Consider the following 23,897-nt stretch of genomic DNA (forward strand, 5'->3'; position numbering starts at 1 on the left):
GGCGGCGTTTGGGCATCAGGATGTGCCGTTCGAGCGGCTGGTGGAGGAGTTGAATCCGCAGCGGTCCCTGGCACGCCACCCCCTCTTCCAAACCATGCTCAGCCTGAACAACACTGAACCGACCGTCGCCGAGACGCCCACGTCCGCCCTGGTGGTCGAGCGGGAACGCGTGGCCGCGCGGACCGCCAAGTTCGACCTGCTCTTCTCCCTTGCCGAGCGGCATGATGCGGACGGCCGCCCGCTCGGCATCGAGGGTGCCGTGCAGTACAGCGCCGACCTCTTCGAGCCGGCGACCGCGCAGCGCATCGTCGACAGATTCCTACGCCTGCTCACCGCTGCGGCTGCGGACCCATCGCAGCAGCTCAGCCGCCTGGAGATTCTGGACGCAACCGAGCGTGACCGGGTGGAACGCGGCTTCAACGCCACTGAACGACGCGTTGAAGTCCGCGGCGTCGTTGCACGGCTTACCGAGCAGGCCCGCCGCACGCCCGACGCAGACGCCGTCCGGTTCGGTGACGAAGTCATCACGTACCACGAGTTGGACGCTGCTTCGAACCAGCTCGCCCGCCTCCTGCTGGACCACGGCGTCAGCCCGGAGCAGGTGGTTGGGGTGGCGCTGCCCAGGTCAGTGGCTCAGATCGTTGCGCTCATCGCGCTCAGCAAGGTGGGCGCTACGGCTCTGCCGGTCGACGTCCGGCTACCCGCCGACCGGCTGGCGGTACTGCTCTGCGACGCCGGTCCGGCACTGGTGCTGACCACAAGTGGATTCGCTGAGCAGAGCTGGGCGACGGCGCCGTGTGTGCTGCGCCTGGACGATCCCGCCGTGCGAGCCGCGCTGGCCGCTCATGCCGAGGCTGCGGTCGACGACCTGGAGCGGGGTGGTCCACTCCGTCCCGACTGCGGGCTCTACCTGTTGTACACCTCCGGCTCGACCGGTACGCCCAAGGGCGTGCTCATGCCGGTCGGCGCCATCGAGAACCTGATCGACTGGCAGCGGGACACCTTGCCTGGTGGTCCCGGGCTGATCACCGCGCAGTTCGCTCCGATCGGTTTCGATGTGGCGATGCAGGAGATGTGGTTCGCGCTGACTACGGGCCGCACTCTGGTGATCTGTCCGGAGGAGGTGCGCCGCGACGGCCGGGCTTTGGCGCGGTGGTTGGCTGACAAACAGGTCAACGAACTGTTCAGCCCGAATCTGGTGGTGGAAGCCGTCGCTGAGTCGGCGGCGGCGGAACAGCTGCCGCTGCCGGCTCTCACCGATGTCGTACAGGCGGGCGAGGCACTGAGACTGACGGAGGCGACTCGAACATTCTTCGCCGCTGGGCCGGGTCGCCGCCTGCACAACCAGTATGGGCCGACCGAGTCCCATGTAGTCACCGCCGCCGTCCTGCCGATCGCCGTAACAAACTGGCCGGTAGCGCCCGACATCGGAAAACCCATCGGCAACGCCCGCGTCTACGTGCTGGACGACGCCCTTCGACCGGTCCCCCCAGGCGTTACCGGTGAGCTCTATCTGGCCGGGGCCGGCCTCGCCCGCGGGTATCACGGCCGCGCTGACCTGACGGCCGAACGGTTCGTCGCCTGCCCGTTCGGTCCGGCCGGGCAGCGGATGTACCGCTCCGGCGACCGAGGACGGTGGACGGACCAGGGGCGCATCACGTTCGTCGGCCGGGCGGATGCCCAGGTGAAGGTGCGGGGCTTCCGGGTGGAACCCGGTGAGGTGGAGGCCGTCCTGGCGGAGCACCCCGCGGTGAGCGGCGCCGCCGTGGTGGCTAAGCCCGGTCCCGCGGGCGGTCAGGTGCTCGTGGCGTACGTCGTCCCGGTCGCCGGCGCCTCGGCGGAGGCCAGCGACTGGGCGGAGCACCTCGGCGCCCGACTGCCGGACTACATGATGCCCTCAGCATTCGTGCCGCTGGAGGCGTTCCCGCTGAACCGCAACGGCAAGCTGCAACAGTCCGCTCTACCGGAGGTGGATATCGCTGGCAGCCGCCTCGATCGCGGACCACGGACGCCCGAGGAGTACGTGCTGAGCATTCTCTTTGGGGAGTTGCTGGGTCGTCCACCGGTCAATGTCGACGACGACTTCTTTCTCCTCGGCGGCCATTCCTTCCTCGCCACCAAGCTCGTTCGGCAGATCCGGACGCGGTTCGGCGTCGAGTTGTCGGTACGCAGCGTGTTCGAGGCGCCGACGGTTGCCGGGCTGGCTCGTGCGGTCGGCACGGGAGCCGAGGCCGACGCGTTCGCCTGCCTCCTTCCGCTGCGCAGAGGGGAGGATCGGCCGCCGCTGTTCTGCCTGCACCCGGCTTCGGGGACGAGCTGGAGCTATGCCGGCCTGCTCGCGCACCTGCCGACGTCCTATCCGATCTACGGAGTGCAGGCTCGTGGCTTCGGCGGCAACATGGACTTGCCGCAGTCCGTCGAGGAGATGGCTGACGACTACGCTGAACAGATCCGCGCCGCCTATCCGACGGGGCCGTACCGGCTGCTGGGTTGGTCATTTGGCGGGCTTCTCGCGCATGCAGTGGCGGTCCGCCTCCAGCAGGCGGGAATGGAAGTGGACAACCTATTGATCGTGGACGCTTATCCGAATCCGGGGGTCGATCTGCCGGACCGGGCGGACCACGAGATCATCGCGTCTTTACTGGCCGAAGACTTTACCTTCGACCCGTCGGAGTTGGCCGCTGATCCCGATGCCGTCCTGAGCCGGTACGCCGAGCACCTCCATCGCAGCGATCATCGGCTTGCCGCGCTCGGCGATCAGGGACTGAAGGACAGCATGCGGGTGTACGTGAACAATGCCCGTCTGATGGCGGCGCACCAGCCGCAGGTCTTCGCCGGCGACCTCACGTTCTTCACTGCCACCTTGAAATCCGAGGACCAGGCCGTGCCACCGGATCAGCGTGACCACTTCGTCGCCACGGCCTGGACGCCGCTTATTAAGGGACGAATTACAAACCATGACATCGAATCGACACACGGTACGATGTTCACCAATTCCCTTTCCGTGGCAGCGATCGGACGCGTCGTAGCCGCAGCCCTCGCGCAGACGGAAAGCACCGAGTAAAGGAGTTCGACTTCGTGAGCACCAATCCTTTTGAGGATCCGGATGGCACGTACCTCGTACTGGTTAACGACGAAGGCCAATATTCGTTGTGGCCGTCGTTTGTCGACGTTCCCGCTGGCTGGAACGTCGTGCTGACGGAGACCGATCGCCAGTCTGCCCTGGACTACATCAACGAGCACTGGACCGAGATGCGCCCGAAGAGTCTGGTCGCTGCAATGGAGGCCGAAGCCGCGCAGCGGTGACGCGGCGTGCCAGGCCGGTCGATGCTGCACCGCCGCGGCGTGGGCCGGGGTCGTCTGAAGGAGGTTTCCGAGTTGACTCGCCCACTCCCTACTCCGGTCCGCCGCGCGGCTGTGGCAGCGCTCGCCGCGGTCACCGCGGTACTGTCGTTGACACCACCACCATCGGCGACGGCTGCGCCGCAGCGAGGCTTTCATTCCGTAGTCCGGGACACCGAGTACGGGATTCCGCATATCGTTGCGGCTGACTTCGGCGGGCTCGGTTACGGTTACGGATACGCCGCAGCCAAGGACAACATCTGCCTTCTGGCCGACGGTTATCTCACGGTTGACGGGCAGCGCTCGCAGTTCCACGACAGCCGGGCGGCCGTCGATACCGGATTCGGCCGCGCGTCGAGCACGCTGAACAGCGACATCTACTTCCAGGACCTGAAGGACCGACGGGTCGTCGAGGACCTCGTACGACGGCCCGCACCACTCGGTCCGACGCACGAGGTCCGGGACATGGTTCGCGGCTACGCCGCCGGGTACAACCGCTACCTGCGTGACACCGGCGTCGCCAACATCGGGGATCCGGCCTGCCGCGGCGCGGAATGGGTCCGTCCGATCACCGAACTGGACGTTTACCGGTACGTCCATGCGTTCACGATCAGCGCTGGAACCGGCAGTGTCATCGACGGCCTCACCACAGCGCAGCCACCGGAGTCTGGCCTACCAGCGCCCGCCGCTTCTCCGGCGCCGGTCCCCGCCGGTGGCGTCTGGTCACCGGAAACGCGGGCCGAGCTCGGCAGCAACGGTATCGCGATTGGGCGAGACGGAACAGGCAAGGGCGTTCGCAGCGTCTTACTGGGCAACCCGCACTATCCATGGCAGGGCGTTCGTCGATTCTGGCAGAGCCACCTGTCCATCCCCGGTCGGTTTGATGTGGCGGGTGCTGGCCTGCTCGGCTTCCCTGGCGTGATGATCGGTCACAACCAGAACATGGCCTGGTCCCATACCGTCGCAACACCCACCACAATCGGGCTGTTCGAGCTACCGGTCGACCACGCCAACCCGACCCGCTACCTGGTCGATGGCGCGTCGGAGGCGATGACCTCCAACAGGGTGACCGTGCAGGTCCGCCAAGCCGACGGAACGATGAGCCCGGTCAGCCGGACATTGTGGTCCACCCGATTCGGACCGGTCCTCGCCGGCGTTCCGGGCCGGTCTCTGCCCTGGGCGTCGACGGTGCACACGATCCGCGACGCCAATGTTGCGAACATGCGGGCGCTCAACACGTGGTTCGAGCTCGGTGGAGCCCGTAACACCGCCGAGGTGGACAAGGCCCTCTCCCGCAACCAGGGCATCCCATGGCTCAACACGATCGCCACCGACCGGGACGGCCACGCCTACTTCGGCGACATCCAGGCCGTGCCGAACGTCTCCGATGAACGGCTGGCCAGTTGCAGCACCGCGCTCGGCCGGAAGATGTTCGCGGCGAATGGGATCCCCGTGCTCGACGGCGGCCGGGCGGAGTGTGGCTGGGCCACCGATGCGGACGCGCTTGAACCTGGGCTCATGGGCCCCGCCCAGCTGCCTCGCCTGACCCGCACCGACTTTGTCACCAATGCGAACGACAGCGCCTGGCTCACCAATCCCGCGGCTCCGCTCGTCGGTTTCCCGACGATTCTGGGGGCGAGTGGCACTCCGCGCTCGGCTCGCACTCAGGAGTCCATCGTTGCCGTGCAGCGGCGAATCACTGGAGCCGATGGACTGCCCGGACGGGGCTTTTCGGGAAAGTTTATGCGGGGTCTCCTCTTCTCAGACCACAGCCGGGTGGCCGAATTGACTGCCGCCGATGCAATAACCATGTGCACGGCATTCCCGGACGGCATGGCACCCGGTAGCGCCGGGCCGGAAAAAGTCTCGGCTGCCTGCGCGGCTTTGGCCTCGTGGGACCACACCTTTCGGACGGACAGCCGCGGTTCGTTGCTGTACGCCCGCTTCGTGCAGCGCCTCGGTGGGGCGGCGGTGCCGGGCGGCCCCTGGGCCGAACCGTTCAACGCGGCGGACCCGGTGAATACCCCTCGGGGGCTGGCCCTGGCGAAGGTTGAGGTCCAACGTGCTTTCGCTGACGCGGTCGCCGACCTGCGGCAGGCAGGTATCGCGGCCGACGCCCCGCTCGGCGACCATCAGTCGGTCACCCGCCGCGGCGTCGTCCTACCGATGCACGGGGCGCCGCACTCCCTAGGGGTACTCAATGTTGTTTCCCCCGTGTGGAAGCCCGGCGCCGGGAACGTGGACATCATGCAAGGCTCGAGCTTCATCCAGACTGTCGAGTTCCCGGAGAGCGGCGGGCCCCGCACACAGACTCTGCTGACGTACTCCCAGTCCGCCGACCAGACGTCTGCGCACTTCGCCGATCAGACCGCGTTGTTCTCCGCGAGCCGGTGGGTACCGGCGGGGTTCTCCGCATCGACCGGACAGCACGTCAGCGTGCTGTCCGAATAGTACGCGAACAACCAGCTTGTCAAGGAGAGGACCGAAGGTGCCGCTGCTGCCCGTCGCAGATCGCCAGATCCGTTACGAAGACCGGGGCTCAGGCGAGCCCGTTGTCATGATCATGGGATCGGCGGCGCGCGGTCAGGCATGGCACCTGCACCAGGTGCCATGCCTGACCGCCGCCGGATTCCGGGTGATCACGTTCGACAACCGCGGGATTGGCCCCGAGAGCCCGGTCGCGCCCTTCACCATTGACGATCTGACCCGCGACACGGCGGGGCTCATCGAGGAGCTCGGCCTCGGCGAGTGCCGCGTAGTAGGCACCTCGATGGGCGCGTATGTGGCACAGGAGCTCGCGCTCAGCCACCCGCACCTGGTCCGACAGGTGGTGCTGATGGCGAGTCGGGCACGCACCGACACCATTCGCGCCGCGCTGTCGCGGGGCGAAGCCGAGCTCCTGGACTCCGGCGTCGAGCTCCCGGTGTCATATCGGGCGGCTGTGCGGGCCATGCAGACGCTCAGTCCGACCACCCTGGACGACCACCGCGCGGTGCGGGACTGGCTCGATCTGTTCGAGCTCGCGTCGGAGGGCGGGTCTGGCATCCGCGCCCAGATGGCGCTCGAGTCGATGCCAGACCGCCGCACCGCCTATGGCAGCATTTCCGCACCTTGCCACGTGCTGTCCTTCGCCGACGACCTGATCACTTCTCCGGCGCAAGGCCGCGAGCTGGCCGCCTCCATACCGGGCGCGACATACGAGGTAATTCCCGATGCCGGCCACTACGGCTACCTGGAGCAGCCGGAGGCGGTCAACCGCAGCCTGCTCGCGTTCTTTGCGACTACCGGCAGTTGATCCGGAGGAGCAAGGGAGCGATCAGCGTGGCGCCGGAGATTGGAACGCGGGTCCCAGGACGGTGTCAGCACCTTCGGCCGACGGTATTTCGAACAGCCGCTTCGCCTGGACCTGCAGCTGGCCCATGAGCGCGACCGCGCCGTCCATCTCCTCCGGATGCCCGTTGAAGACCCGGTTCAGAGCGCCCAACATCTTGGTGTACGACTCGTCGCAGCGCAACGATTCGCGGCGGCCGACCGACCCGTCCAACAACCGGTACGAATCCGCGTCGTCGACTACGGGGTAGACACCGGTCGGGTCGAACGGGATCTCCGCTCCCTCGTAGACCCATTTGTTCCCGGAGCGGATGAGCTGCCGCCCGTTGACGATCTCGGCGAACCGGTAGTAGTGCCCCAGCTCCTCCGGGTCGCCAACGCTGTCACCGTTCAGGTCGTGCGGGCTGGCCTCCCCCTGCTCGATGATCTGCAGGATGCCCAGCAGGGCGGATCGCCGGTCGGTGACCTGATAGAGCGTCCTCGGCGCGTCGGGCCAGCCGACCTGCCGGTCGCGGTTGCCGGTAAAGAGTTTGCCATCGTCAAATTTGATGATCGCCCGCGCGATCTGGTTGTAGTACCAACCGATCGTCATTGGCTGGTACTCAGCCTGCGTGAAGAAGTTCTGCATGTCCTTCATCGCGCCGGCCTCGGCTTTTTGTACCCGTCCGGCCTTGTCGACCTGCACGCTGTCCTTCGGGATCACGCTGCCGCGAAACTGCTGGCCGCCGACCGTCGGGTGAACCGGCTGCTCGATCGCCATGAAGACATTCTTGACGTGGTCCAGTGAGAGGCGGCGGAGCCGGACCTTGACGTCGGGGAGAACCGGCCCGGGCAACTTCCCTGGGTAGGTGGGCACCAGTCCAGGCCGGCCGATCTGCGGCGTCCCACCGATCGCATTGAGGATGTTGCACACCTGCGCCATGTGCTGCATCTCCTCAAGCAGCACCCCGCGGATCAGCTTCCGGATCGCCTCGTTGTATCCGGGTTTGATGGAGAAGAGCGCCGCGCTGTACAGGGGAATCGTCGCCTGTTCCAGCAGAAGGGCCTGCTGCAGAACGGCCTTGAGTTCCTGGCGGGAAGTAATCTCCAGGATGGGCGGAACCGGCTTGGTGTCCAGCCACTTCACGATCATGTCTCGCTTTCCAGGTGAGAGGTCCCGGCTGACGGGCATGTGGGTTGGTGAGTCAATAGGTGCCAGGAGCGTGCGCTTGATGTAGGTCTTCTGCTCGACCACATGCCGGTAGTTCCCAAGATCGAACAGGCCCCCCATGACGGGGTAAAGGTTCGCGTACTGCTGGAAAATGGGCCACACATCGCGGTTCCAGGTCGGGCGCTTCGGCGCGTCGTGGCTGCTGAAGACAAGAATCGCCACTCGGGAGTCGGGCTGATTGGGACGATCCGCGCTGCCCAGCAGCAACGCGCTGGTGACACCCTCGATGGCGGCTTCGGTCTGCGGTGCCTTCGCGGTCAGCCGCAGGCTCGCCCGACCGCGGGCGTCGGTCGTCAGCGTCGCCGGGAAATCCACAGTGGAGGTGGGCTTTGCGGCGGTGACCGTCACGGTGACCCCCGCTGCTGGACGGCCGAACTTCGTTACGTGCACGTCCGTGGTCACCGTGGCATAGGGGTCAGCCGGATAGAGGCGGTGGACGGTCTCATCGGCGTGGACCCAGATACCGTCCGTCGCCTCAGCCAGCAGCAACTGGGGTGGGTTCGCCGAGTTCACCAGGGCCAGCCGTCGGCTTTCGATGTCGACCAGCTGATCCGCCTTCAGCGGCACCGCGGCGATCCCGGCGCGACCCTCCAGGAACGACGAGTCGGTCCCGGGAACCGGCGCGAGCACCTCCGGAGTGCCGTCCTCCTTGAGGACAGCCAGCTGGACCACGCCGAGGTCGGCCAACGGCCCACCCTTGCTGCTCGTCGGCCAGCTGTTCGCCAGGTCGATGAAGACCGTGCTTGCTTTCTCGTCGACGCGGGCCGAGGCGTCCCACATCGAGTTGCCGCTGACCCGACGCAAGCGTCGACCGGCGACGAACCGGCGCGGCTCTCCGGAGTGGTACGGCCCGATGCAGCCCACCATCCGTCCGTAGGTGTGCGCCGGGCCGTAGTCGACAAGGTCGACGGCGTAGCCGTCGAGCACGAAGCGGATCGACAGCAGGTTTTCGTCGGTCTTCGCCCGCAGATCCCGTAGGAGCGGGGAGGAGAGGTCGTCCGCCCACTGCAGGTTCTTGAGCACCGAGGTGAAGCCAGCGCTGGCGTTCGTGCCAGCGGGGAGCGGGATGCCGGGGCCACGCCGCCAGAGGTCCTCGATCCAGGACGGCTCGAGGTCGGCCTGGAGGAGTTCAGTGTCGGTGCCATCGACGATAGACAGCCGCATCCCATAGATCCCGGGCGTGGTCTGGTCTCGCTGGTCGATGTCCACCATCTTCGCGTCGACGCGATGCCCGGCCTGGCGCAGGACAGCGCCCACGACAGGGTCAGAGCCTGGCTTGTCCAGCAGCGTGCCATCCGGACGCAGTCCACTCCGGATGTGCATGTCCGCCAGCCGGAACGCACCAGAGCCGCGCGGATTGAACAGGCCGTTCTCGTCGATCAGCTTGTTGTTGGCGAAGTAGACGGGGCGCTGGAAGCGCGGCTCGAAGTTGTTGTTGTCGTAGTAGTGAACGACATTGTTGACAGTCGAAATGTCCGCCTGGAACGTGCCGGCGAAATTGAGTCGCGGGTATCCCACGTAACTCATGGCGCATCCTTCTTGGGTATTGGGGCTCGGGAGTCAGTCAGCTGCACGGGCTCGGTCACGGTCTGTGGGCCGGCTCCCGATTGGCGAAGTAAAAGATGTCCTGGATCGCGATCGAGAGTTCGTCCGCCTCCGGGCGGTCCGGTGCCGACGTCGCCCGAGTGGACAACAGCTGGCCATGACGGCGACGCGTGGCCGAGGAGAGTGACAGCAGGCCGGGGTCGGCGTACCGGATGGCTCCGCCGGCGTCGCGGCGCGGGACAACTCGGCTGTGCGCGTGGACGCTGGCGCTGAACGGCAGGTCGAGGCGGCCGGTGCTGAACGCGGCGCAGATGCCAGCCAGGAGGTCCGGTTCGGCCAAGACCGGCTTGATGAGCTCCCGCACCTCCTCCTCGATCCAGGACAGCTCCTGCTCCACCCGCTCCTCGGACAGCTGAACGAAGTCGAAGAGCTGCGACACTCCCACGGCGGTTGTCCGGATTCCGCGCCCGTTCGTCACCGCGTCCGGCACACCGTGGGCTTCGTGCTCCGTCTTGTTCACGACCTTGGCCGCCCCGCCGAGGCGTGCCGTCAGGCTGCCGTGGAGGATCAGTCCCGACGCCCACGCAGGATCCGTGGGGAACACACCCATGAACTGGTGCAACACCGGGAAGACCTCTACGCCCGAGCCCACGTAGCGCTGCGCCAGCGTGCGAATGGCGCGCAGCGCGGCGACGTCCTGGTATATCTCTCCACCCTGCGGGTAGGCGATCGAGATGCATCGGACGCCCTCCTTCGCTGCCGCGATCGCCTCCAGGAGGGTGATCGCGATACAGAGCGAGGGCGGCATCAGCACCGCCGTCAACGTGCCGAACAGTTCCCGGTCCACGATGACGCCGTCCTTCGCGAGCGCCCCGCAGGTGGCGTCGATCTGCCGCCAGGTGCGGAGCGACTCGTCCAACGGAACGTCTTTGCAGTAGGGCAGGTTGTATCCGATGCCGCCGCCCTCGAACGAGGTGATCCCGGCGGCGAGCGCGGTGGCGAAGAGCTCCCGGCCATCCGGGGACCCGTGCCGGATCTCCAGCGGAACCGATACCGCGTCTGCCAGCTCCCGCCCGCGCCTCCACCCGTGCGCGACCAGGGGGTAGCCGTTCAATCGGCCGGCGTCCTCCGCGAGCAGGCTGGCAGCTGTATCGAACTGCCGCAGCCGGGTGTAGGAGTCGATGGTTACCGACAGCACTGCCGGATGCGACTTCTCCAGCTCCTGGAGCAGGGTGATCATCTCGCGGTGTCCGCCGACCCCGCACCGAGGCTGGATCGCCGGCACGCCGGCGCGATCGGCCGCCCGCAGAATGTCCACTGTCCGTGGACCGGGCCGGTCGTGCAGGTGTGCGACCGCGCCACTCCAATCCGGCAACTGTTCGGCCACCGAGGCGCTCAGCTCAAGCGCCGACCAGTCAGCCACGCCGCAGTTCCAGCTGCTGGGAGGCGTACAGCGTGTCTAACAACGGTAGGAGCTCCGCCACGTCGGTCACGATGTGGTCCACACCCAGCGCGAGGAGGTGTTCATGGTCGGCCTCCTCCTTCTGTGCACCGACCGAGAGGTTGCCACCCAGGATCACCGGCGGCTGGAGTCGGCCCTGCCGACGCAGCGCCGGCAGGTCACGTAGGTCGGTGCGCGCGTGCCCGTTCACGCTGCCGATAAGGACTGCCTCGGCTGTCGGCTCGGCGTCAACGGCGTCCGCGAACTCTTCGAGCGGAGTACAGACGCCCAGATTGATGACACGGAAGCCGTGGCTACGCAATTGCCGACAGATCAGCTGGTTCGCGACCGCATGGGCGTCGCTGGCAGTCACGCCGAGAATTACGGTGCGTAACCGACCGGGATCGGCGCTCATCCTGCTGCCTCCGCGGGGCGGGCGTCGAACCGCATCGGGAGTCCCTCGAGAAACCGGAAGTTGATGCTGTCCAGCCAGGAGAGCTCACCGTCCAAGCGCCAGTTCGACGTTCGGCTGACGAGGCGGTGCATGGCGATCTCAATCTCGGCTTGCGCCAGCACAGCTCCCAGGCAGTAGTGAATGCCATGACCGAACGAGAGGTGGTCGGAGGCCTTTCGCGTAAGGTCCAGGCGGTCGGGCTCGGCGTACCGCAGCGGGTCGCGGTTTGCCGCACCGAGCACCAGCGAGACGGAGTCACCAGCGCGGATCAGGCTGTCGCCCACCGCGAGGTCCGCCAGCGCGATACGCGTAGTGAACTGCACCGAGCTGTCGTAGCGGAGGAACTCGTGCGCCGCGTTCGCCGCCAGCTCGGGGCTCTGGCGTAGGAGTTCCGCTTGTTCTGGATGGTCGAACAGCGCCAGTACGGCGTTGCCGATCAAATGGGTGGTCGTCGCCTGGCCTGCGTCGATAAGCAGCAGAAAGTTGGCGAAGATCTCGTCATCGGTGTAGTCGCCCTGCTGCAGCTGGGGGCCGACCATTTGGGTAAATAGGTCATCACCTATGCCAGCCCGACGGTCATCGGCGTTCTCGTCGAACACGGCACGCAGCGCGGCCAAACGGGGCATCTCAGCCGCCGATTGCGAGAAGAATTCCGGAAGCAGGCCTCGCCAATCCTCGAGTAGGTGCTCCCCGTGTCGCGGAACTCCGGCGATGAGGGCGACGACCGTACGAGTCAGCGGTTCGGAGAAGTCGTGAATGACATCCATTCGCCCTTTCCTCGCCGCACGATCCAGCAGTTCGTCGGCGACCTCCTCAATGACCGAACGGACCGTCCGTACAAGCCGCGGAGAAAGGTTCGGACGCACCAGTTTCCGCAACCGGGTGTGCTCGGGTGGCTCGGTGAACAGCATCATCCTCTTGAGAATCGCCGCAAGCGGAGCCATCTTCTGACGAGACTCCGGCGGCAGCTGCGCATGAAACTCGTCGATACGAGCACCCGAGAGCCGATGGTCCTTGGATAGGCGTGCCACCTCAGCGTGCGAGAGCACGACCCAGGTCCGCATCAGGTCATCCCAGTACACCGGTTTGCGGGCACGCAGCTGGGCATAGAGTTCGTAAGGACGTGCCATCCATTCCGAGTCGAACAGATCCAACAGGCTGTTCGCCTTCGTAATTGTCACGACCTTAAACCCCCCCGTTGCGGCGGCGCGAGAAGACAGCGCATTTATACCCGCCAGTCGTCGCAGTGTCTACTACGAACTGCCCCATTTTAGGCAGCTCTAAGGAGGAGCCATTCTCATTCATCCACCGCTAAATGAGGAGGACAGCTCAGGCGCATGGTGCTAGCGTGACCGGGCCGCATCAGCGATGTGTTCCGCAAAACAATCCGAGTCGAGCCCATTGGACTGCATCGGATCCCTGCGGTTACCGATGACCGGGAGCTTAGTTCGATGCGCTTTCTATTCATTCCTTTTCCGATGCACGGGCACGTCAATCCGATGATTCCCGTCGTCGCCGAGCTACTTGGCCGAAAGGCCGAAGTGGACGTGGCGGTCGACCCGCAGTTCGCGGCCGGATTTGCGGACGTCGGAGCGCGTGTCCACCGCATCGAGACGCCCGTTCTCGGCTCCGTTCCCGAGGGGCTGGACCGGCGCGGTAGAGCAGGCCGCCGGCGCCAGAATGCGGACGTGCGAAAGCGCCGCGGACAGCTCGTGGACGACCTTGTCGGCCGGTGGTCGACCTGGCAGCCCGATGCCGTGGTCACCGATCTCTATGCGGAGTGGGGGCCGCCGCGGCGCGCCGGACACAGACCCCACTGGCATCTTTTTCCGGCACCTACGCGATGAATCGGGCGATGGGAATCGCGGGAATCCGGAGATCTGCCGGGCCGGTCGTGGCAGCGGCACTAGTCGCCACCGGTCTGATTCGGATAATCCATCCGGCCATGCGGGATCGCGCCGACCTCGCGTTGATCAACGTGACCGATGATTTGCAGCCGGACCGGGCGGGGTTTAGCGACCGCTTCCGCTTCGTGGGGCCGCTGTTGCGTCCCGACGAGCACACCGACGTCGATCTGCCCTGGGAACAGCTTTCGGCTGGCCCGGTGCTGTTCGTCTCTTTCGGGACCGTTTACCAGCGCAGCACCGACTTGTACCGCCGTATCGCCGAGGCGTTCCGGGAAACTGACTGGACCGTGGTGATGGCGACTGCGCGGACCGATCCGGCGCTGCTGGGCCCGCTGCCGCCGAACGTGTATGCGCACCGCTTCGTGCCGCAGCATCGGGTGCTGCAGCACAGCGATGTCTTCATCACCCACGCCGGCATGAACTCTGTCCTCGACGCAGTGATGTGCCGTGTACCCATGCTCACGCTGCCCTCCTCGCTCGACCAAAAGGGAGTCGCTGAGCACCTGTCGAGCCTCGGAATCGGTTCGACATTCCACAGTGGCCTCTCGGCTGAGGAAATTCGCGCCGCCGTGCATCAGTTGGCCGGCGATGCGGCTCTGAAATCCAGGCTTGACCAGCTGGCCGATGCGATGCCCGAACCGGCTATCGCCGCCGCCAACGCCGCCGATGCCCTGGAAGACCTCGTCCGAGAACGCCGCCGCGGCATCGCGGCACCTGCCTGAGGCGACATTGTTCTCCCGCCAGCACTCCGGAGGTCACGCATGGCGCGCTACCTGTTCGTCCCCTATCCGATGCACGGCCACGTCAACCCCATGGTGCCCCTGGTGGCCGAGATGGTCGCGCGCGGCGAGACCGTTTTCGTGGCCGTAGCGGCGCTGCATGCAGCGGCGTTCCGCGAGGTGGGCGCGGACGTGACGGAAATTCAGACGTCCGTGGTGAGTGACTTTCCCGAGAACCCGACGGTTGAACAGCGGCGGCAGACCCGCAAGGCTGGCCTGCGCATGCTCCGTGAGCGTCGCGGGGTGGTGCGGACGCTACGCCGGCACTGGGCGACGTGGCGACCGGAGGTTGTGGTTTCCGACATCGCCGCCCGGTGGGGTGCGGCTGCCGCTCACCGGGAGGGAACTGCGCTCGCCTCCTTCAGCGTGACCTACACGGTCACCGAGGACATGATCGTGGGTAACCTACGCCGACGCTTCGGCGAGCGCCGGGTCCGCCTGATTCGGCGCCTTGGTCTCTTGCCGCAGTTTCATCCCGCCCTGCGGTACCGCGCCGGTCTGGTGCTCGTGAACTCCACGCCGGAGCTTCAACCTTGCTGGGAGACGTTCGGCGACCGCTACCACTTCGTCGGTCCGCTGCTCCGTGACACGAGCGACTTTGGTGAAACGGATCTGCCCTGGGCCGCGATCGAACGTGGGCCCACACTTTTCTTCTCGCCCGGCACCGTCTTCGGATGCGGAACGACGTTCTTCCGCACGCTGGCGAGCGCCTTCGCCGGAACGAACTGGACGGTTGTCCTGGCGACGGCAGCGACTGACCCGAGTGACCTGGGCGACCTACCGCCCAACGTCGTAGCCCGCCGATTCGTGCCGCAATCCGCCGTGCTGCGTAGCTCGACCGTCTTCATGACCCGGGCGAGCATGAATTCGGCACTCGAAGCCGTCCAGCAGCGCGTACCCATGATCGCGGTACCGCGCGCCTACGACCAGCGGGGCATCGCCAAGCGCCTCCACGAGCTCGGGGTCGGTGTGGTGCTCGATCAGAAGGCCGGAGCGTCGGAAATCCTTCAGACAGCCAACCGGCTGGCATCCGACCCTGAGGTGGCCTCCACCCTCGCGCGGCTCGCCGAGCCGCTGCGGCTCGGCGACCCAGTGGCAGCAGCGGCGGATGCCCTGCAGAACTTCACCCCGACAAGTCGATCGGTTTCGGCCCGATAGGTTCGCGAGGAGAGCACCGCATGTCTGGAATAGAGAGACGCCAGTTCCTGCGCGGTCTAGCGGGTACGGTCGCCGTTGCGGTAGCCGGCGGCCGACTGCTTGAGGCCGGCCCGGCTTGGGCATCAGCAGGTTCCCGCTCGCAGAGCGTGCACGAGGCGGTGGTCCGGGATGCCGCGATGCTCTGGACACGTCCACCCACTGGCTGGTGGAACGCCCCGTTCGTCGGCGACGGGGTGGTTGTCGCACAGGTATACACCGCAGACCACGGCACCAACCTTACGTTCGCGGTCAGTCCGGCGGGCACGAGCTGGGAAACCCCAACGAGCCGCTTCACTCTGCCGCTCGCCGGAACCGTTACCGAGGTGCGTTGGGAGCTCAACCCGTGGGATGCCGAGCTGACCGGCGTGGTGACCACCACGCGCGGCAGCCTGCTACTCACCGCCACGGTCCCGCGCGGTAGCGGTGTCCTACTCGTCAGCGTGCAGGGACGGGCGGGAGAGCAGCGGACGTCGCCGTTGTCCGGCGGGTCGGACGGCTTCGGGTGGCACGACCGGCGGGACGGTAGCCAGCGTTGGATCGTCGTGGGCCAGCCGGGCCACTCCCCTCGCCGGATGCTGGCGGCGGATCTCAACAAGATTCGCGCCGATCACCGGCGATGGTGGCACGACTACTACGCAGGCAGTTTCGTGTCGGTACCCGACAAGACGCTGCAGCGTTTCCACTGGCTGCAGGTCTACGCTGCTGCGAGCATCGCGCGAAGCGACCCTGCCGGCGGGCTGGATACGCCCGCCACGCTGGCCGCCACGAACCACCTGGAGCTTCACCCGGCGTCGAATGCGGCCGCTGAAGGCGGCTGGCCGCAGAGCTTTGAGCACCTGTTGTCCGCGATGCCGGGGGCGGGCCTCAAATCGGGTGATACAGAGAATCCGATCATGGCCTGGAACCTGCCGGAAATTTGGGCGAGTTACCGCTACAGCCTCGACGACCGGGTGCTGCGTGACGTACTGCAACCGATGCTGCGAAGCGCCGTCGGGCACTACGCGAATTCCCTGGTCGACGGGGAGGGTGGCCGGTTGCACCTTCCGTCCACCTATGCGCCCGGCTTCGGCGACGTCGAGGACTGCACCTACGACCTGTCGCTACTGCGTTGGGCCGCGACACGCCTGGTCGAATCGGCCCGGCCTGGCACTGCCGGCTACGGGGAGCTCCACCGGTGGCGGTCGCTTCTCCAGCGACTGGTGCCGTACCACACGGACGACAGTGGAGTGCTTATCGGCGCTGGCGTACGGCTCCCGTTCTCCCAGCCCAATCCTTCGCATCTGCTCTGGATGCACCCACTCGGGGAGAAATCGTGGCGGCGTGCCGCCGACCGGCAGCTGATGCGCCGCAGCCTGGAACATTGGTCGAGCATGCCGACGGCATGGAACGGGCGCTCGTACCTGTCGGCCGCGGCAATGGCGGTGACCACCGATGCACCCGAGGAGGCTCTGGGCTGGCTGCGGCAAGTGACTGACGGCGGAGCCCATGCCGACTCGCGCATGCTCCCCATCGGCCTCTACCGGGAGGGTCGCGGTCTACAGACTGGCGGATCGTTCGAGGCAGCTCAAGTCATGTTGCGGATGCTTGTGTCCGGCGACGAGATTGTGGAGGTCTTCGGGGGCCTGCCCAAATCCTGGCACGACGTGTCGGTGAGCGGGCTGCGCGCGCCAGGCGCGTTTGTCCTGGACGCCTCCCGCAGTGCCGGACGCACCGACTGGGTGCGGGTACACAGCGACAGCAAGGTCGACCGGTCGCTGTTACTCAGGCATGGCATCGCCGGACCGGTAGAGGTGCGCGACGAGGCGGGCCGGCGCGTGGCGACCGACCTGGTGGGGCCCGGTGTGCTGCGGCTACGGCCCAGAGCCGGCGCCACGCTCGAGGTGCACCGAGTCGGGTCCGACGGCAGCACCGACGTTCGCAACGTGACCGCACTGTCGGCTGGTAGGCGTTGGGGGTACACCGCAACCTCTGCGGAAGACACCGAGTTCACCAGCTGATGACCCCGATGCAGTGGGCGCAGCACCGGCTGGCTCCCATCGGGCCGGCGCCGGACGCGCCCGATGAAGAAGGCGAGCGGAGCGCAGGGCTCCGCTCGCCGGTCAGTTGCGTGCGACTACTAGGCCGCCGGCGTGAGCGGCGTCGCGTAGCGGGATGCACGCAAGTTGTTGGCGGTCTCCATCCGGTTCACCAGGGCCACGCCGAGTGGCGTGAGACTGTGTTGGACGGTGTTCTGCCGACGATGTGTGGTGATCAGTCCGGCTTCGCGCAGCACGCCGGTGTGCTGGCTGACAGACGCGGCCGACACACCGAGCCGCCGGCCAAGTTCGGTCGTGGTGGACGTTGCCGACAGTGCTCCCAGGAGCCTGCTGCGGGTACGACCGAGCAGCGCCGCGAGCGCGCGCTCGGTGCGCTCGTCAGAACTCCACAGCCGGTTCGCCGCCTCCATGGTGATCGACGGGGTATACACCAGCACTGGCGGCAAGCTGGGGTCGTTCGCCGGTACGAAGACATCCGGCCGGTCGAAGTAGAACAACGACGGAGAGATGAGTAGGCCACGCTCATCGATCCGCAAAGTCCGGTCGGAGCCATTAGCAATGTGCAGAACCGGCGCTTCCCAGGAGATGAGTGGGTGCTGACTGCGTAGGAAACCATCGATGCCTGCACCGAGGAGAATGTTGCCTCTCGCTGCGCGGTCGCTTTCCAGGAAGCTGGACATCGCCCGCGCGTACGGCGCCACCGCCAAATCGTGGAAGCGGCGAAGGTTGCTGCTGAGGACGTCAGGCCGGTCGCTGGTCCGACAGAGGGCTGCTGCCTCCGTGTCAAAGGCGGGAACCGGAATTCGGAACAGCTCCGCCGTGGGCGGAATAGAACGGGTTAGCGACTGGACCACTGCCGCCCGGTCGCCAAGTTTCAGCCGGACGTTGCGGCGCCATCGATCAAAAAGTAGCGCCCCGGCGCTGCGCGCCAGAAGGCGCGCCGCGAATACCGTTTCCGAGACCGGACAATAACTGGAAAATAGCCGGACTCGTGCGAGCCCTTCGGTGGAGAAAACAATTCGCATGAAGCACCCCCGGCCAGTAAAAATATTGCTGGGTGCACGTTACCCATCGACACCAACCGACCGCTACCCCGTTTGATACAACGCGGAGCAACCGGCGTGACATCTCCCCTGGCCGACCCTCATGCCCCGTCACCTAGCTGGGAATTTAAGGCGGACCTAAAGCCCGATCGGCACCTAACGAGCGCCGCCTCGATGTGTCGCCCCGAAACGTTTTATCGCCACAAGTCGGTAAACTAAAGATATTTCCTATTGTTCTGTTACGCCGCTTATAGGCGAAAAATGGCTTTATATACACGTGGCCTAATTGAGGCAGAGTGGACCGACGTGAGCCCCCACCCTCGCCGGACAAATCATCCGACACCCACCGGTGGCAACCAAAGGGTCGAGGCAACGTCCATATCGACTTATAGTTGACAGCTGCCCGACCGCCTTCCGATAACGAATTCGGCGCTTTGCAACGGGCCCTTCGGTGTCCTTATCAAGGTTCAATTGTGGCGTCGACAGCCGCGCGATCGGAAATACCAGGCCAACGAACGCCAACACAAACCAGGCCGCTTTGTCGACCTAGCTGCATTCACCAGGGCGCAATATCAGACGCGTAGCGAGAGTCACCGTCGCATCGCAGCGACCGGACCGCAATAGTGACGAGCCGCATTTCAGCACCCGCTTAAAACGTTGCTCAAACCCAAAGCCTGCAGCGATTATCAGCGTGGGCATCCAGACCGAAGACGACGATTCGGTCCACGCCCCGGTGCGGGGCGTGGACCGAATGCAAAAGTGGGAGTTGAAATGATCCTGGAGTCGACCTGTGCGCAGCGGCGCTTCGTCGCGGCGGTCAGCGGGACAGCGGTGTTAGCCCTGGGAGGCTTCACCGTCGCGGAGATGACGAGGACGCCATTTCTGTCTGCTGACGTCTGGACCAGCGGTACCGCGCCGGCATGGCTCGCCGCGGTAGGCGTCGCGCTCCTACTCGCGGACGTCGTCCTGCCGGTTCCCTCCAGCGTTGTCATGATCTTCCTCGGCTCGGCGCTCGGCTTCCCAGCGGCGGCCGCGACGTCCTGGCTAGCCGGCACCGGGTCCGCACTGCTCGGCTACGTGATCGGCCGACGGCTCGGTCGGCGCGCCAGCCCGCCAGCCGCCATGGCTCGCCGACTCAGCACCCACGCGGTCCTCACCATCGCGCTAACCCGTCCCTTACCGATACTCGCCGAGACCGTCGCGGTGGCGGCCGGCATGCTTCCCGGCATGACGTGGCGCCGCGTCACGGCAGGGGCGATGCTCGGCTCAGTGCCGCCGGCCATTCTGTTCAGCCTGGCCGGTGCTTCCGCCCACGATCGGACCGGCATGCTGCTAATTCCAGGCTGCATCCTGCTCAACGGCGTGGTGTGGGCTGTGGAGCGGGCGTACCACGGCCGCGCAGCAGCGACCGCCTGAGCGGCCGCTGAGTCACCGCCCTAACAGCCGGTAGCGGGCCTCCGCGGCATCTTTGGCTTCCTGCCACCACCAACTGTTGTCGCGATACCAATCAACTGTGGCCGCCAACCCGGCGCCGAGGTCGTCGTACTGCGGGCACCAACCGAGCTCCGAGCGGAGCTTCGTAGTGTCGTTTGCGTACCTCAGGTCGTGGCCCGGCCGGTCGGGGACGTGGTCGAAGGCGTCGGCGGGCTGTCCCATGAGATCGAGAATGATTCCGAGCACATCCCCGTTACTCCGTTCGTCACCTGAGCCGATCAGGTACGTCTCGCCGAGCCGTCCCCGATCAAGAATCAAATGAACCGCCGAATTATGGTCATCTACGTGCGTCCATTCACGGACGTTCACGCCTGAGCCGTACAGCTTCGGTCGGGAGCCCGAAAGGAGATTGGTGATCTGGCGCGGGATGAACTTTTCGACGTGCTGATAGGGGCCATAATTGTTGGCACAGTTCGAGATCGTCGCCGCCACTCCGTAGGAGCGGATCCACGCCCGAACCAGCATGTCCGAGGCAGCCTTCGTCGCCGAGTAAGGACTCGACGGGTCGTACGGCGTCGACTCGGAGAAGCGCAGCGACGGGTCTAAGGGCAGGTGGCCGTAGACCTCGTCCGTCGAGATGTGGTGCAGCCGGCGATCGTGCCGACGGACGGCCTCCAACAGGGTAAACGTGCCCACCACGTTACTCTGCAGGAACGGACTCGGGTCGTGCAGAGAGTTGTCCACATGGGACTCTGCGGCAAAATGGACTACCACGTCGGCGCGCCGAACGAGACGATCGACGAGGGCCGCGTCGCACACGTTCCCGTGATAGAGCGGCACCGAGTCGGCGAGAGCAGCCAGATTCGTCTTGTTGCCGGCGTAGGTCAAGGCGTCCAGAACCTCGATATCGTACTCCGGATGACGCTGGGCGGTGTATTCAACAAAGTTTGCCCCGATGAAACCAGCGCCCCCGGTAACGAGCATTTTTGGCATGTCCGCATGGTACGGACAGTTGCCGCCAGTGTCTCCCCCCAGCAATTCGTCCGGGACCGACTAAATGCTTGGTAGCTCTGTCTTTAATCTATCTCGAAATGACAATCCTGCATGTCTGGTCAGACGACCCAACGCATCCGTCCGGGCGGAGTCCGGCGGCAAGTGACGACGAAGGCTAGTCCCACGGGAAGGCTGACAGCGCTCGTCAGCCAGCCCGCGCGACCCGCTAGAGGAGGGTGTAGACGTTGTCACTGACGCGGCTCTGGCGCGGCGGACGCGTACCCTTGAACCAGGAGATCCAAGCCTGAGGCAGTGACGCCCGGTCGAGGACGAAGTCGTCGAGGACCAGACAGTCGATGTCGGAGCGAAGGAAGCAGAGCAGCGCGTCAACCGGCGTGTGCACGATCGGTTCGCCGCGGAGATTGAAGGACGTGTTCAGCAACAACGGACAGCCGGTTTTCTCCGCAAACTCCTTGATCAGGCGGTAGAAACGGCCATTCTCCTGCTCCGTTACCGTCTGGACTCGGGCAGAATTGTCCACGTGGGTAATCGCCGGCAGCGGCAGCGGCGAGATGACCTCGCAGGTCTCCAGCATGAACGGCGACTCGTGGTCCAAGCGGAAGTGCTCGGCTGCATGCTCGGCCAGCACCGCTGGGGCGAACGGACGGAACCCCTCCCGCATCTTCACCGAAGCGTTGATCCGGTCGCGAGTGTCGTCCCCGCGGGGGTCGGCGAGGATGGAGCGCCCTCCCAGCGAGCGGGGGCCGAACTCCTCCCGGCCGTGATACCAACCGATCACCTTCCCGGACGCCAGCCGCGCCGACACTGCGTCAAGCAACCCCGGCTCATCGCCGCGGAAGTCCTGGACGGCGTGGGCCGGGTAGGCGCCGAGCAGGCGCGCGATCTCGTGGGAATCCGTCGCCGACCCCAGCAGCGCAGAGCGCTGCCGGCGCGGGTGTGGTCGTTCGCCGGTGAGACGCTGATGGGCCACGGCCGCGCAGCCCAGGCTGCCGCCAGCGTCACCTGCCGCAGGCTGCACGAACACGTTCGCGAACGGACCCTCCTCGACGATGCGCCGTACGGCGACCACGTTGAGCGCCACGCCGCGGCCATGCACAGGTTCTCGCTGCCGGTCATCCGATGGGCCCGGTCGACCATGCGCAGGAGGGTTTCCTCGGTCACCAGCTGAATGCTGCGGGCGATATCGCAGTGAATATCATCGATGCGTGACTCCGGCGTGCGCTTGGGGACCCCCAACAACTCAGTGAACCGGTCACCGAGCATGCCGTCGGCCCGGTCGAAGGCGAAATAGTCGAGGTCGAGGGTGAACCGGCCGCTGTCATCGATATTTACCAACTTGCGGATCTTGTCGGCGTACCGCGGCGTCCCATAGGGCGCCAAACCCATTACCTTGTACTCGCCCTCGTTGACCTCAAAGCCGAGGTAGCCCGTGATGGCGCTGTACAGGAGGCCAAGCGAGTGCGGGAACTCGAGCAGGGACAGCGTGGCGCCGTCACCGAGGCCCCAGCTGCTGGTCGCCCACTCACCGACCGCGTCGACGGTCAGTACGGCGCTGCGCTCGAAGCCGGAGAAGTAGTACGCACTCGCGGCGTGCGACAGGTGATGGTCCACGATCTCCACCGGACCGTCCCATCCCAGCAGATCCCTGATCTCTCGCCGCGACGGTCCGCGTCCAGACGGAACAATGCCATCTCGCTGGCGTCCGGGAAATGGGGAAGGCCGGTCCACAGCTGTCGGTGCAGCTTCTTGGTCGGGTCCTCGTAGTACGCGACACAGTCGACGTCGCTGATCCGAAGGCCGGCCTGGTCGAGACAGTCCCGCACCGCGTTACGGGGCAACGACGGATCCTGCTTCTGTCTCGTGTACCGCTCCTCATGAGAGGCGGCGACCAACTCGCCGCCAACCAGGAGCGCAGCAGCGCTGTCATGGAAATGTGCGGCAATTCCCAGTACGACTGGCCCGGCAGCCCAGGAAATCCGTGTGTGGTTCATCTCATCGCTTTCGTCGGGTCCGCCGATGGTGGCGGCAATGGAGCACTTCAGTCGTGGTGGACGGCTGGTCTTTGCCCAGCGTCGTCACATTGCCGAATGTGGTTCGGCCATTGCCACGGCGATCATGCGGTCGCCGGTGTACGGCTCGCGTGCGTGGCTGGCCAACATGTTGTCCACGACGAGGACGTCGTCGCGTTGCCAGTCAAAGCGAACCTTGGCGCCTTCGTAGCACTGCCTGAGGTGATCGACGACGTCGTCCGGGATCCGGCCGCCATCGCCGAAGTACGTGTTCGTCGGCAGAGCGTCCTCGCCGAAGAGCGCGAGCAGGCCCTCCTGGACCTCCTCGGGCAGGGTCGATACGTGGAAGAACGTGATGTGGTTGAACCAGAGCAGATCACCGGTACGCGGGTGGCGGTGCATCGCGTCCCGGACCACCCGGGTCCGCAGGCCATCGTCACCTCGCCACTCGGGAATGAGACCGTGGCGCCGGCAGTACGCCTCGACGCTCGCTCGGTCGCTGGCGTCGAAAACCTTCTGCCAGGGCACGCCAAAGTTCGTGTGGTAGTTGCGAACAAGGCTCCATCGGCGCCGCTGGAATTCCTCCAACACATCCGGGTGGATCGCCGCCTGGACCTTTCGGACGTCGGCCAACGGTGTGGCGCCCTGCGTCTCAGGCGGGCGGACGCAGTGGAAATACAGCGCCATTGGCCAGGAATCCTGGTACGAGCACTCGTTGTGCAGAAAGATCTCTTCCTCGGCCGGATGGTCGGTCGAGGTGTAGATAGATCCTTCGATGGCCGTCCGGGGCGACGACGCCTCGGTGTAAGCCAGCGCCGGCCCAGACAGAGCTTCCACCGCCGTCTGAAGATCCGCCACGCCGCCGACCTCGAACCCGCGAAGCAGCAGCGCGCCATGGGCACTCAAGGCATCACGGAGTTCACGCCGATTCTGGTTGATGGTGCCGACGAGGTTGTTCGGCGACTCGGCCGTTACGACGAAGGGCAGGCTGGGCCTGGTTTCCATCTGCTTCTCCCCTGCAAGCAAGTTGCGGACATCACGGCGTGTCGCCGGACAATGAGCCTTTCCGGGCAACGGTGCGGTGACTGTGTGTCACGTGGTGCGGTCGGCTTCCATGTGTAGGAGCACCAGTGCGGCGGCGACGATCTGGCCGATC

At 65.8% G+C, this 23,897-nt stretch carries 18 protein-coding genes and 2 pseudogenes; 9 read left to right on the forward strand and 11 right to left on the reverse strand.

Annotated elements, in window-relative coordinates:
- The 4 genes from ABD287_RS16830 to ABD287_RS16845 form a co-directional block, all read left to right on the forward strand.
- On the forward strand, window positions 1-3,064 hold a 3,064-nt coding region (locus ABD287_RS16830), incomplete at its 5' end, for a non-ribosomal peptide synthetase (RefSeq protein ID WP_344174215.1).
- A 14-nt stretch (window positions 3,065-3,078) separates the two neighbouring features.
- Window positions 3,079-3,306, forward strand: coding sequence for an MbtH family protein (locus tag ABD287_RS16835; RefSeq protein WP_344174217.1), 228 nt, complete (start codon window positions 3,079-3,081; stop codon window positions 3,304-3,306).
- 111 nt (window positions 3,307-3,417) lie between these two features.
- A complete protein-coding gene (locus ABD287_RS16840; protein WP_344174219.1) occupies window positions 3,418-5,793 on the forward strand; it encodes a penicillin acylase family protein in 2,376 nt (791 codons plus the stop codon).
- 37 nt (window positions 5,794-5,830) lie between these two features.
- Window positions 5,831-6,637, forward strand: coding sequence for an alpha/beta fold hydrolase (locus ABD287_RS16845; RefSeq protein WP_344174221.1), 807 nt, complete (start codon window positions 5,831-5,833; stop codon window positions 6,635-6,637).
- A 21-nt stretch (window positions 6,638-6,658) separates the two neighbouring features.
- Here the strand turns inward: ABD287_RS16845 and ABD287_RS16850 are convergent, their stop codons facing one another.
- From ABD287_RS16850 to ABD287_RS16865, 4 genes are read right to left on the reverse strand one after another with little or no spacing between them, the layout of a single operon-like run.
- On the reverse strand, window positions 6,659-9,409 hold the full coding sequence (locus ABD287_RS16850; RefSeq protein ID WP_344174223.1) for a ferritin-like domain-containing protein: 2,751 nt from the start codon (window positions 9,407-9,409) through the stop codon (window positions 6,659-6,661).
- 55 nt (window positions 9,410-9,464) lie between these two features.
- Window positions 9,465-10,850, reverse strand: a complete 1,386-nt coding sequence (locus tag ABD287_RS16855) for a methylaspartate mutase (RefSeq protein WP_344174225.1) — start codon at window positions 10,848-10,850, stop codon at window positions 9,465-9,467.
- Window positions 10,843-11,283 (reverse strand): cobalamin-dependent protein, encoded by a 441-nt coding sequence (locus ABD287_RS16860; RefSeq protein ID WP_344174227.1) that lies wholly within the window; start codon window positions 11,281-11,283, stop codon window positions 10,843-10,845. Before ABD287_RS16860 ends, ABD287_RS16855 begins: the two co-directional genes overlap by 8 nt.
- Window positions 11,280-12,503 (reverse strand): cytochrome P450, encoded by a 1,224-nt coding sequence (locus tag ABD287_RS16865; protein WP_344174229.1) that lies wholly within the window; start codon window positions 12,501-12,503, stop codon window positions 11,280-11,282. The genes ABD287_RS16860 and ABD287_RS16865 overlap by 4 nt, the downstream gene beginning before the upstream one ends.
- A 270-nt stretch (window positions 12,504-12,773) precedes the next feature.
- Here ABD287_RS16865 and ABD287_RS16870 point away from each other — a divergent pair, with 270 nt between their 5' ends.
- The 4 genes from ABD287_RS16870 (at window position 12,774) to ABD287_RS16885 (ending at window position 17,202) form a co-directional block, all read left to right on the forward strand.
- Window positions 12,774-13,169, forward strand: a complete 396-nt coding sequence (locus ABD287_RS16870; RefSeq protein WP_344174231.1) for a glycosyltransferase family protein — start codon at window positions 12,774-12,776, stop codon at window positions 13,167-13,169.
- Window positions 13,170-13,267: 98 nt separating this feature from the next.
- Entirely contained in the window at window positions 13,268-13,951 is a 684-nt protein-coding gene (locus ABD287_RS16875; RefSeq protein ID WP_344174233.1) for a glycosyltransferase, read from the forward strand.
- Window positions 13,952-13,990: 39 nt separating this feature from the next.
- Window positions 13,991-15,166 (forward strand): nucleotide disphospho-sugar-binding domain-containing protein, encoded by a 1,176-nt coding sequence (locus ABD287_RS16880; protein WP_344174235.1) that lies wholly within the window; start codon window positions 13,991-13,993, stop codon window positions 15,164-15,166.
- Between the two features lie 146 nt (window positions 15,167-15,312).
- A complete protein-coding gene (locus tag ABD287_RS16885) occupies window positions 15,313-17,202 on the forward strand; it encodes a glycoside hydrolase family 95-like protein (protein WP_344174237.1) in 1,890 nt (629 codons plus the stop codon).
- Between the two features lie 119 nt (window positions 17,203-17,321).
- Here the strand turns inward: ABD287_RS16885 and ABD287_RS16890 are convergent, their stop codons facing one another.
- A complete protein-coding gene (locus tag ABD287_RS16890) occupies window positions 17,322-18,266 on the reverse strand; it encodes an ArsR/SmtB family transcription factor (RefSeq protein ID WP_344174239.1) in 945 nt (314 codons plus the stop codon).
- A gap of 789 nt (window positions 18,267-19,055) precedes the next feature.
- Between ABD287_RS16890 and ABD287_RS16895 the strand changes: the two genes are divergently transcribed.
- Window positions 19,056-19,700, forward strand: coding sequence for a VTT domain-containing protein (locus ABD287_RS16895; RefSeq protein ID WP_344174241.1), 645 nt, complete (start codon window positions 19,056-19,058; stop codon window positions 19,698-19,700).
- 12 nt (window positions 19,701-19,712) lie between these two features.
- On the opposite strand, the gene rfbB is transcribed toward ABD287_RS16895, so the two are convergent.
- From rfbB to ABD287_RS16920, 6 genes and pseudogenes are all read right to left on the reverse strand, one after another.
- Window positions 19,713-20,702 (reverse strand): dTDP-glucose 4,6-dehydratase, encoded by a 990-nt coding sequence (gene rfbB, locus ABD287_RS16900; protein WP_344174251.1) that lies wholly within the window; start codon window positions 20,700-20,702, stop codon window positions 19,713-19,715.
- Window positions 20,703-20,937: 235 nt separating this feature from the next.
- Window positions 20,938-21,549 carry a carbamoyltransferase C-terminal domain-containing protein gene (locus tag ABD287_RS16905; RefSeq protein ID WP_344174243.1) on the reverse strand — a complete coding sequence of 204 codons (612 nt, stop codon included), beginning with the start codon at window positions 21,547-21,549 and terminating at the stop codon, window positions 20,938-20,940.
- A 207-nt stretch (window positions 21,550-21,756) separates the two neighbouring features.
- Window positions 21,757-21,828, reverse strand: a pseudogene (locus ABD287_RS18610) (hypothetical protein); the annotation flags it as partial.
- 50 nt (window positions 21,829-21,878) lie between these two features.
- Window positions 21,879-22,352 (reverse strand): annotated as a pseudogene (locus tag ABD287_RS18615) (carbamoyltransferase N-terminal domain-containing protein); the annotation flags it as partial.
- Window positions 22,274-22,723, reverse strand: a complete 450-nt coding sequence (locus ABD287_RS16915; RefSeq protein WP_344174247.1) for a carbamoyltransferase N-terminal domain-containing protein — start codon at window positions 22,721-22,723, stop codon at window positions 22,274-22,276. The gene ABD287_RS16915 and the pseudogene ABD287_RS18615, both read right to left, overlap by 79 nt.
- An 84-nt stretch (window positions 22,724-22,807) precedes the next feature.
- The gene (locus ABD287_RS16920; protein ID WP_344174249.1) at window positions 22,808-23,746 is read right to left on the reverse strand and encodes a TauD/TfdA family dioxygenase; all 939 of its coding nucleotides are present in this window, start codon (window positions 23,744-23,746) and stop codon (window positions 22,808-22,810) included.
- Window positions 23,747-23,897 lie beyond the last annotated feature (151 nt).

It is taken from the genome of Pilimelia columellifera subsp. columellifera (assembly GCF_039532605.1).
Taxonomy (GTDB): Bacteria; Actinomycetota; Actinomycetes; order Mycobacteriales; family Micromonosporaceae; genus Pilimelia; species Pilimelia columellifera.

Excerpts from the sequence above, each read along its gene's own strand:
- ABD287_RS16850 (WP_344174223.1), bottom strand. The coding sequence starts at position 9,409 with ATGAGTTACGTGGGATACCCGCGACTCAATTTCGCCGGCACGTTCCAG.
- ABD287_RS16860 (WP_344174227.1), bottom strand. The coding sequence starts at position 11,283 with ATGAGCGCCGATCCCGGTCGGTTACGCACCGTAATTCTCGGCGTGACT.
- ABD287_RS16870 (WP_344174231.1), top strand. The coding sequence starts at position 12,774 with ATGCGCTTTCTATTCATTCCTTTTCCGATGCACGGGCACGTCAATCCG.
- ABD287_RS16875 (WP_344174233.1), top strand. The coding sequence starts at position 13,268 with ATGCGGGATCGCGCCGACCTCGCGTTGATCAACGTGACCGATGATTTG.
- ABD287_RS16880 (WP_344174235.1), top strand. The coding sequence starts at position 13,991 with ATGGCGCGCTACCTGTTCGTCCCCTATCCGATGCACGGCCACGTCAAC.
- ABD287_RS16890 (WP_344174239.1), bottom strand. The coding sequence starts at position 18,266 with ATGCGAATTGTTTTCTCCACCGAAGGGCTCGCACGAGTCCGGCTATTT.
- ABD287_RS16895 (WP_344174241.1), top strand. The coding sequence starts at position 19,056 with ATGATCCTGGAGTCGACCTGTGCGCAGCGGCGCTTCGTCGCGGCGGTC.
- rfbB (WP_344174251.1), bottom strand. The coding sequence starts at position 20,702 with ATGCTCGTTACCGGGGGCGCTGGTTTCATCGGGGCAAACTTTGTTGAA.
- ABD287_RS16915 (WP_344174247.1), bottom strand. The coding sequence starts at position 22,723 with ATGAACCACACACGGATTTCCTGGGCTGCCGGGCCAGTCGTACTGGGA.
- ABD287_RS16920 (WP_344174249.1), bottom strand. The coding sequence starts at position 23,746 with ATGGAAACCAGGCCCAGCCTGCCCTTCGTCGTAACGGCCGAGTCGCCG.